The sequence below is a fragment of the Streptomyces spororaveus genome (genome assembly GCF_016755875.1).
Classification (GTDB): domain Bacteria; phylum Actinomycetota; class Actinomycetes; order Streptomycetales; family Streptomycetaceae; genus Streptomyces; species Streptomyces spororaveus.
In genome coordinates this window covers 24,390-33,826 of the sequence record NZ_BNED01000007.1, presented here as the reverse complement: position 1 = coordinate 33,826, position 9,437 = coordinate 24,390, and the positions used below count along the sequence as shown (strand labels likewise).

Here is a 9,437-nt window from a genome sequence, read left to right as displayed (position 1 = left end):
GGTCCCCAACACCGACCAGACCGAAGGCGCTAACGGAGGCGACATATTCGGTCCCTCCATTGACGTAGGCCTGCACGCCGAAAAGACGGGCGCGACGACCATCGGCTACGGGCCGAGATGGACCGAGCTGGGTAAACGCGGCGGGGTAACCAAGGCCATCACCGCAGGCCTCAACCCGACGGTCGCGGACAACGTGAACCACACGTACATGACGGTGCGCCAGGCCAGTGGCGACCAGTGGGACGTCCTGTACGACTTCAACATGGTCGGCACCACCACCGACCAGCTCAAGATTCCTCGCGGAAATCCCAACCGGGTCGACATCGGCCTTGAGGTCAGAGGGCCCCAGCACGTGACGGTCCCGCCGATAGCGAACCGTATGCAGTTCATGGCGGAGAACAAGGCCTGGGCCAGGGCGGCGACCGCGGACACTACGCAGCTCACGACGTTGGGGATATGCGGCAAGTCGATGGGTATCCCGTCCGACCCTGCCGCCGTCTACAAGGCGCCGTACTGCTTCGAGGCGAAACTGACTGACTCCACCACGTCCATCCAGTGGACGGTGAGTAAACCCGGGCCAACGGTGGGGCCGGCGCCCACGACACCGGCTCGGGCGGCGGGGACGTTCAACGGCGTCGACCAGAAGGCGCTCTCGAACTGCCTCGCCACCGACCCTGAAAGCTGCATGAACACGGTTCCCGGTCTGTCGAACTGCGTGCAAACCGTCAAGGTCTGCAACGCGGCAGCGCTGCAGAGCCCCCAGCGCGATGCGGCGCGAAAGCCTGGAAGGCATGGGGAACCGGCTGACATCGCAGAGCGCGCGGCCAAATCCTTCGGCGTCGCCCGGGACGGGATCCGCGTTGCGTCAGGGATACGACTGCCGAACGCGAAGGATTCGTCGAGCACTGCGCCACAGTCTTCGGCTATCGCTGGCACCTCGGTGGTGACCGTGGAGTCCGCGGCGCCTACCCGCGGCCTGGAGCATCGCGGACTGACCTTCCAAGGGTTCCGCGCCACCTATTCGACTGAGACCGGACAGCTCCTCGAGGCCTGCTGGGGGCAGATGTGCCAGTCGTGACCGCCGACGCTTCCGTCCCCCGAGTGCTCATGCGAGCCACCCAGCGGCCGCGGACGCACGCCCTCCTGACACTGTTCTGTGCCGCACTCGCACTTCTCCTGACTCTCGGGACAGCCGATTCTGCTTCCGCACGTGCCGCAGGCTCGGGTACTGCCTCACGGCCGACCATCCTCCAGGACGGCGACCTGCGCACCGAGTGCGCCAGCCGTGCCGAGGCCAAGACCCCGAAGGGCTGGATCAAAAGCCGCTTTGAAACGTGCGTGCACCGTCCCACCTACCTGAAACTCAAGGACGACAGACTACGACTCCGAGGCGAACTCTGGTTCGACGTCTGGATTCTGGGATTCTCCTACGACGGATCCCGCAGAGTCGACTACACCAGCAGTGTCGAAAACATCCGCACCAAGGCGGTCGCCGGCGAGAACCCTGCGAACTGGAAGATCGAGCAGTATTTCACCCACAAGATCCAAGCCCAGGGCAGCGACGTCAACCCACAGATCACCAAACCGAACAACGTCCTCCAAAACGGCACAATCGCAGAATGGAATGCAAAGCCGTTCTGGCAGCTCACCTACACCTCACCCGACACCGGCAAGCTCGAGTCGGGCAACAATCAGGTGGTTCTCGGTGAGATCAACCTGACGATGCAGGTGACCTCCCCCACCGCGGTGAAGTGGGAGGACAAGATGATGGCCACGTCGATTGTCCGCTTCGACTACGCCGGACCAGTAGCAGGCAAACACAAGGGAACGGTGTTCACCGGGGCGCGCGTAGAGCTTGTCATGAGCCTCAAGGACCCCGCCGTGGACCAGAGTGCACGACACATCCTCGACGCTCAACAGCTACCCGAGCGCACCTTCCCCTCCTGGGCCGGTAAAACCGTACCCGGAGCCGCCGAGCCCCTCCACCGCCTCATCGACAAGGGCAAGCAGGAGAAGAATCGGGATAAGGCGATAGAAACGTGCAACGATGTCTGGGGTGATTATAGAGGGACTGGACTCCAGTGCGACGAATACCCCTTCGCTTCCACCAAGGAAGGCGCTGCCGCCCCGGGGAACAGGTTCTCGGCCAGGCTCATCGAGGGAACTGACAATGAGACGGGCGGTCGAAGGTTGAACGAAATGTTCACCCTGAACCGCATCCTCGACGGAGATGCATTTTATGTGAAAATAACTCCCTGAGCAGTGACGGAGCGCCCATGTCCATCATCACCGAATACAGCACTACCGCCCGACCGGACCGCAGAATCGTGGAGGTCTACGACTCTGACGCCTACCTCGGCGACGACGAGGCGTTGAAGCTGTCAAGGACCGAGGTAGTCGCCGGAAACGGCTACCACCTCTACCTACACAGCCTTCAGCCCGACATCGAAGTGCAGGTCACCATCAGGGTCTGGGAAACTCCCCAGAAGGCCCCGGAGGACGCTGAAGGCACGGTCCCTGTCACCCTGGAATCAGAGACAGGCCAACTCGTCGTCAACCAGTTCACCTTTGGGCCGGCGGGCATGATGGACCTGCCGCGACCCGGCGTCTACGACGGGCACGCGGCATGGAGCGGACGAGACGCCACGGCCGCCTACTACGACACGTGCCTCCAGCGCGCTGTCGATGAGCAATGGGGCGCGGAACAGATCCGAGCAGCATGGAAACAGTGCTCCACCGCTGAGCAGTACACCCTCGACCTCTGGTTCGTCAGAGAATCCGAACCCGGGGACGACGACTAGCCTTCGGGGACTGTTTCCCCACGCCAGACGGGCCCGCGCTTCCGGTCACACGCATGGAAGCACGGGCCCGGACTGGCCGGCCGCCCCGCACCGGGATCGCGCCCTCGACCGCCCACCGCGTCCTTCAACGGCACGGCCTGCACTTCTCAAGGCCCGCCAGCTCCACGCGGCGGCCATGGCCTCGACCGCGGCTCTCACCCCGGCCGCCCCAGCACCCGCCGCAACCGCTCCCACAGTGCCGCTGGCTTCCGCTGGCCCGGCTCCGGACCCGTCTTCCGGCACGGTCCCGGCCGCACCGCCCAGCGATGTTCCCGGAGACGACGCTTCGCCCGCTGGGCGGCCGACGGCACCTTCGACCGTCTCCTGGCCGCCGCCCAGACCAGGGGCGAGGTGGACTGGCTGGTCGCGATCGACTCCACCATCGTGCGTGCCCACCAGCACACCGCCGCCAAAGGGGGCTCTACGAACGAGCCCTGGGACGCTCCCGCGGCAGGCTGACCAGGAAGATTCACCTCGCCTGCGACGGTCGCGGCCGGCCACTGGCCTTCGTTCTGACCGCGGGCACCCGTAACGACTGAACCCAGGCCGAGACCGTCATCGGCCTCATTTCGGGTGGCAGGCGGCGGGCCCGGACGGCCCCGCGTGCGGCCCGAGCGGGTCATCGCGGTCAAGGGATACTCCTCCCGGACTTTCCCGCCTCCCTCCGTCGGCGCGGTATCAAAGCCACGATCCCGGAGCGTGCCGGCCAACTCGCGGGCCGAGCCCGGCGCCGGGAACGGACCTGTCGTTTCGACAGGTCCGTCTACCGGCGCCGCAACGTCGTCGAACGCTGTTTCCACCGCCTCAAGCAATGGCGAGGCATCGCCACCCGCTACGACAAGCACCCCGCCCGCTACCAGGCCGCGATCACCCTCGCCAGCACCCTCATCTGGCTCGACAAATGATCGACAAGACGCTGCCTAGGGCCAGCTGGCTTCCCTGGTCGCGGTCTCGGCTCGCTCGATCCGGTCGGAGGCTGTCCAGGATCCGGCGGAGTGGTTGCCTCTGGCGCCGGATGCGTTGCGCTGTTCTTGAGGGAGCGTCACCTATGTCTTCTGCTTTTTCCTCCGTACGTCGTATCGCCGCCACCGTCCTGGTGGCCGGCGCGATCGTCTCGGCCGCCGCGCTGCCGGCGTCCGCGCACGACGGTGACCGTCACCACCAGCAGCGGCCGCGGGTGGAGATCAGCCGGGTCCAGGCCGACAGTCCCGGACGTGACGACCGCTCGAACCGGTCCTTGAACAGCGAGTGGGTGGAGATCACCAACACCACCCGCGAGGGCATCAATCTCCGCGGCTGGACCCTGCGGGACAGCGACGGCAACCGCTACCGCTTCGACAACGTCCGCATCGCCGGCCGGGCCACCATCCGTATGCACACCGGCAACGGCCGCGACACCCGCACCGACCTCTTCCAGGACCGCCGTAACTACGTCTGGGACAACGGCTCTGACACCGCGACGCTGCGCGATGACCGCGGCCGCACCGTCGACACCGAAACCTGGGGCCGCCGCCGCTAACACCGGCACCCGCAGGCCCCGCACGATGGCGGGGTCCTGCGTGACATGACCGCACGGGCCGTCGCCTCACCGGGCGACGGCCCGCACTGCTGCGCACAGCGGGCGGTCACTGTCCGCACTCCGGGAGAGTGGCGCCGCCAGCCTGCGCAGCGCCGCCGCGGCCGTGGGCCATCCAAGGAGGGCGAAGGCTACTCAGCTCGCTTCAGCCAGCGCTCGTTGTGCGTGATTGCCCAGACCTTCAACGCCGTTCCTTCGCTGTGGCGGTCGCCGAGTTCGTGGAAGGTGGTGGCGGCCTGGGTGTGGGCGTCGATGGCTTCCTCGAACTGCTGCGTCTCTCGCAGGGCGATGCCGAGGTTGTTCAGTGCCGTTCCTTCGCGGTGGCGGCCGGACCGGCAGCCGGGTCGTAGGACAGACTGGTACGCGCGGTCCCGGGCGATGTGCCGGGGACGGGGGCGGCGGCGAAGGGACAGGCAACGGGTGGGGGACATCGATGACGCCCTGGACCGAGCGGACCGGGAGGGGTTCACGAGGGAGCCGCCCAGGACGTTGAAGGGCCGGATCAACTTCCTGCTGAAGCAGCTGAAGACGACCAAGGCCGTCGCCGAGGTGCTCGGGGTGAGTCAGCGGTCGGTGGAGCGCTACCGCAAGGGCGACCGCAAGACCCCGCCCCAGCCCGTCGCGGAGCGCATCGACACGGCCGTACGCGCCCGCTGGCAGCCCGTGGTACGGGGCCGCCGCCGTAAGGAGGCCGCCACCAGCACCGGCATCACCGTCGAGACCCGGGCCCGGTTCGGCTACACCGCCCCCGTCGGCAGCACCGACGACGGCCGCGTCCGCCGGCTCACGGTCCACCTCCCGCCCCTGTACGCCCAGCGCCTGTTCGACGCCCGCGCACAGGGCGCCGCCGACCGCGACCTGCGGGCGATCGTCGCCGAGGGGCTGCAGGAGATCTACTTCAAGGACGGCGGAACCCGGGCCGACGAGCTCCGGGTCGAGTTCACCGACATCGACTACTTCGACGTCTCCTTCTGAACCCCGCTGCCGGGGCACGCCCCGGCAGCAGCACACCCGGACGTGAGCACTCTGTCCGGGTGGGATGCCGTCTTGTTCGAGTGCGTCAACGGCGCACTGCACCCGGCGCAGGGGTGCAATAGCCACTGCGGGGAGCCGCCTTCGGACATGCTGCTCCCGGCCCCGTGGCGCTGCCGGCCGGGGCGAGGTCCCGGCTGCCGTCACACGTCGCCGGTCACCGCCCGGGTACTCCGGCGCTTCCCCGGCGGGCACACCGGCCTGACCACGCACCCAGCCGAGTTCGGCGAACTCCTTCGGAAAGCCTTCCGAGCCTAGATCCGAATCAGACCCGCCCGGGTCGGCGCCCACCCAAGATGGTCACTGAACGTCACACACGGCGCGTATCAAGGCGGGGGGCACCGACCGGTGGTCCGGCCTCCTGCGCACGTCGATGCCCCAGGGGCTGGTCCGTGAGGTGATCCTGGCGTCCCCGGCGTGGCCGGACATCGCGGCCGCGATGGGCCGCCTCGACGCCGCCGGTGTCGACGTCGCCCGGATCCTGACCGACGCGGACCGCGCCGGGGTCGGTGTCGACCAGACCGTCGCTGCCGTGGCCGTTCTGTCGGCCTTGCCGCCTGTTGGGGTGTCAGGCGGCGTGGTGTACCTCCCACCTGGAGATGCCGCTGTGCTCCTCTGCGACGTACAGCGTGCCGTCAGGGCCGAAGGTGAGTCCGTGGGGTTCGCGGTTGCGGTGTGTGAGCGGGTGCTCGGTGATCATCCCATCCGGGGTGACGGAGCCGATCCGGCCGGTGGCCCACTCGGTGAACCAGCAGGTCCCGTCCGGTGCGACCGCGACAGCGTGGGGGCGGCAGTCGGCTTCGGGCAGCGCGAACTCGGTGATCTCCACGCCTGCCCTGCCGGTCGTGAGCCGTCCGATCCGCCCGGCGCCGATCTCGGCGAACCACAGGCTCCCGTCCCAGCCGGCCGCGATCCCGACCGGGGCGGCGCCGGGTGTGGGCAGGGGGTGGAGCCGGATCTCGCCGGAGACGGTGATCCGGCCGATCGCGTTCGCCTGGTTGAGAGTGAACCACAGGGCTCCGTCGGGTCCCGCCGTGAGGAAGGACGGGAATCCCCCCTCGCACGGCAGAAGGAACTCGCGGACCTCGCCGTCCGTGCCGATCCGGCCGATGCGGTTGGTGTTCGTCAGGGTGAACCACAGGGCGCCGTCGGGCCCGGCCGCGATCCCGTAGGGCCCGCCCGCGCTGCCGGGAAGCGCGTACGAGCGGGTCTCGCCGTCCACTGTGATCCGGCCGATCCGGTGGTCGCGGTAGCGTGTGAACCACAGCGCGCCGTCCGGGCCGGCGGTGACCAGGGTGGGGCCGCAGTCGGGGGAGTCCAGTGCGAACTCCTCTACGCGGCCGGACGACGGGGTGAGGCGGGCGATGCGCCCGGCGTGGACGAGGGTGCACCACAGATGGCCGTCAGGCCCGACGGCGAGCGCGTACGGGCCGGAGCCGGCGGTGGGCAGGGTGAGGGTGCCGAGCGGGCTTACGGAGGTGGTCAAGAGGGGCGTCCCTTCGAGGGGGAGGAGGGGAGGGGTGGAGCGGCCTGCCGACCGTCACGGGTGGGCGGCGGCTGCGGCGGGCGCCGGGGCGCGCAGGGTGAGCCGGTCGCCCGGCCAGCGGGCGCACAGCCGCCGGTCGTGGCTGACGACGACCACTGCGCCGGCGAACCGGTCCAGCGCCTCCTGCAGTTCCTCCGCCAGCGCGGGGGAGAGGTGGTTCGTGGGCTCGTCCAGCAGCAGGACATCGGCCGGTTCGGTGACCAGGCGGGCCAGGGCCAGCCGCTGCCGCTGCCCGACGGAGAGGGAGCCGACCGGAGCGGACAGCCGGTCGCGGGCGAACAGGCCCAGCGACAGGAGCCGTTCGGCGTGCTCCTCGGGAGTCCCGGAGCGGCCCTCGGCGTAGGCCGCGAGCAGCGTTCCGCGGCCTGTGCCGGCGTCGGTGTGCTGGGCCAGCAGCCCGGTTTGGCCGTGCCGGACGACCTGCCCGAGGTCGGGGTCCAGGGCGCCGGCCAGAACGTGCAGCAGGGTGCTCTTGCCCGCCCCGTTCGGGCCCGTGACCAGCAGCCGGCCGCCGGCCGGCACGGTCACATCCACCGGCGCGAGCCGCCCCTCGACCGCGACGCCCGCCGCGGCCAGCAGTACCCGTCGCGCGTCGTCGGACCCGGCCGGCCCGGCGGGCGTGCCAGGCCCGGCTGCGGTGGTGGCCGTGCGCGGCACGGCGGTGAACCGCAGTGGCTCCGCGGGTGGGTGCACCGGCCGGGCCAGCAGCCGGGCGAGCCGTTCCTCGGCGTTGCGGACCCGGCTCGCGAGGGACTGCTGGACCCGGCCGGCAGCGCGGTCGTACGCCATCTTGTTGCCGTCCTTCATGGCCCGGCCGGGCGCCACCCGGCGGGCGGTGACGGCGGCGGCCTCGCGCAGCCGGGCTGCCTCGGCCCGCCAGGCGGTGTGGGCCTCCGCGCGGCGCCGCCGCTCGGCGGCGCGCTCCGCGAGGTAGCCGGCGTAGCCGTTGCCGTACCGCACGGTCCTGTGCAGGTCACCGTCGACCTCCAAAAGGGAGGTGGCGACGCGTTCCAGGAACGCCCGGTCGTGGGAGACGACGACCGTGATGCCGCGCCGGGCCCGCAGGTGGTCCTCCAGCCAGGTCAGGGCGGCGCCGTCGAGGTGGTTGGTGGGCTCGTCGAGGAGCAGCACCTCCGGGGCGGCGGCGAGCAGTACGGCCAGGCGCAGGCGCACGGCCTCGCCGCCGGACAGGCCGCCGACAGCGCGCTCGCGGGGTAGGCCCGGCAGGCCGAGGCCGTGCAGGGAACGCTCCACGCGGGCGTCCGCGTCGTACCCGCCGCGCAGTTCGAAGGCGGTGAGGGTGTCGGCGTACGCGGTGAGGGTCTCGGCGGTGGCGTCGCCGTCGGCCATGCGGGCCTCCAGCCGGCGCAGGTCCTGCTCCAGGGCGCGCAGCTCGGCGAGGGCGCGGTCGACCACCTGCTGGACGGTCAGGTGCGGGGGGAGGCTTTCCTCTTGCGCGAGATGGCCGACGCCGCCTTCGGCGTGAAGGACGACCTCGCCGCGGTCGGGGCGCTCGGCCCCGGCCAGCAGCCGGAGCAGGGTGGACTTGCCCGAGCCGTTCTCTCCGACGATACCGAGACGTTCGCCGGTGGGGACGGAGCAGTCGACGGAGTCGAGGACCAGGCGGCCTTCGTAGGACTTGGTGAGGTCAGACGCGGTGAGCTGCGCAGTCACAGGGCGGCTCCAGGAGTTCGGGGGCGGGGATCGTCGTCACGGCGGCGGTGCGGTGGGCGGCAACGCGGTGGATGACCACGGGACTTCTCCTTTAAGGCGACGAATGTTGCGTTAAAATGCTGGCATGGATTCCCCCATGCAGGCAAGCGAAGATTCCAGCCGACAGGAACCGGCCACGAGGCGGCGCCGGACCGGCGGCCGCAGCGCCCGCGTCCGCACCCAGGTGCTGGAGGCGGTGGGCGCGCTGCTCCTGGAGGCCGGGTACGACGGGCTGACAGTCGACGCGGTCGCCGAACGCGCCGGCGTCCACCGCACGACCGTCTACCGGCGCTGGCGCGACGTCGGACACCTGCTGGCCGACGTACTCGACACCGCATCCGACGACACGTGGACCCCACCGGACACCGGGTCACTGGAGGACGACCTGACTGCCCTCAACCAGGAGGTGTACGAGGCACTGGCGGGCGGCGGCCCGAACCTGACGATGGCTCTGATCGCCGCCGGATTCCGCTCGCCGGAGGCGGCAGCGGCACTGTCACGCTTCTGGGATGACCGCTACGCACGGTGCGCTGCGGTCGTCACCCGAGCAGCCGACCGGGGCGAACTGCCCGGCCCCGCCGACAGCCGGGCGCTGCTCATCGCGGCGACCGCCCCGCTCTACCACGAACTGCTGCTGATCCGGGCCGTCCCCGACCCGACGCTCCCGCACCGCGCCGCCCGGGTCGCCGCTGCGGCAGCCCGCGCCGGCACCTTCAGCACGCCGCAATGA

Annotated in this window: 9 protein-coding genes and 1 pseudogene; 7 read left to right on the top strand and 3 right to left on the bottom strand. The window is 70.1% G+C overall.

The window, feature by feature from the left end; genetic code table 11:
- From Sspor_RS39855 to Sspor_RS39835, 5 genes and pseudogenes are all read left to right on the top strand, one after another.
- The coding region (locus Sspor_RS39855) for a hypothetical protein (RefSeq protein WP_202204177.1) at positions 1 to 1,078 on the top strand (1,078 nt) is incomplete at its 5' end.
- Positions 1,075 to 2,259 (top strand): NucA/NucB deoxyribonuclease domain-containing protein, encoded by a 1,185-nt coding sequence (locus tag Sspor_RS39850; RefSeq protein WP_237403625.1) that lies wholly within the window; start codon positions 1,075 to 1,077, stop codon positions 2,257 to 2,259. The genes Sspor_RS39855 and Sspor_RS39850, both read left to right, overlap by 4 nt.
- A gap of 17 nt (positions 2,260 to 2,276) precedes the next feature.
- Positions 2,277 to 2,801 (top strand): hypothetical protein, encoded by a 525-nt coding sequence (locus Sspor_RS39845; protein ID WP_202197551.1) that lies wholly within the window; start codon positions 2,277 to 2,279, stop codon positions 2,799 to 2,801.
- Between the two features lie 276 nt (positions 2,802 to 3,077).
- Positions 3,078 to 3,745: pseudogene (locus Sspor_RS40960) on the top strand (IS5 family transposase); the annotation flags it as partial.
- Between the two features lie 143 nt (positions 3,746 to 3,888).
- A complete protein-coding gene (locus Sspor_RS39835; RefSeq protein ID WP_202204176.1) occupies positions 3,889 to 4,359 on the top strand; it encodes a lamin tail domain-containing protein in 471 nt (156 codons plus the stop codon).
- Between the two features lie 188 nt (positions 4,360 to 4,547).
- On the opposite strand, the gene Sspor_RS39830 is transcribed toward Sspor_RS39835, so the two are convergent.
- A complete protein-coding gene (locus Sspor_RS39830; RefSeq protein ID WP_202204175.1) occupies positions 4,548 to 4,847 on the bottom strand; it encodes a tetratricopeptide repeat protein in 300 nt (99 codons plus the stop codon).
- Between Sspor_RS39830 and tpg the strand changes: the two genes are divergently transcribed.
- The gene (gene tpg / locus Sspor_RS39825; RefSeq protein ID WP_202204174.1) at positions 4,837 to 5,391 is read left to right on the top strand and encodes a telomere-protecting terminal protein Tpg; all 555 of its coding nucleotides are present in this window, start codon (positions 4,837 to 4,839) and stop codon (positions 5,389 to 5,391) included. The genes Sspor_RS39830 and tpg overlap by 11 nt on opposite strands.
- A 625-nt stretch (positions 5,392 to 6,016) precedes the next feature.
- Here tpg and Sspor_RS39820 read toward each other — a convergent pair.
- Together Sspor_RS39820 and Sspor_RS39815 are read right to left on the bottom strand one after the other, a co-directional pair.
- Positions 6,017 to 6,934: a Vgb family protein gene (locus Sspor_RS39820; protein WP_202204173.1), complete on the bottom strand. Its 918-nt coding sequence runs from the start codon at positions 6,932 to 6,934 to the stop codon at positions 6,017 to 6,019.
- 54 nt (positions 6,935 to 6,988) lie between these two features.
- A complete protein-coding gene (locus Sspor_RS39815; protein ID WP_202204172.1) occupies positions 6,989 to 8,668 on the bottom strand; it encodes an ABC-F family ATP-binding cassette domain-containing protein in 1,680 nt (559 codons plus the stop codon).
- Positions 8,669 to 8,792: 124 nt separating this feature from the next.
- Between Sspor_RS39815 and Sspor_RS39810 the strand changes: the two genes are divergently transcribed.
- Positions 8,793 to 9,437, top strand: coding sequence for a TetR/AcrR family transcriptional regulator (locus Sspor_RS39810; RefSeq protein ID WP_237404464.1), 645 nt, complete (start codon positions 8,793 to 8,795; stop codon positions 9,435 to 9,437).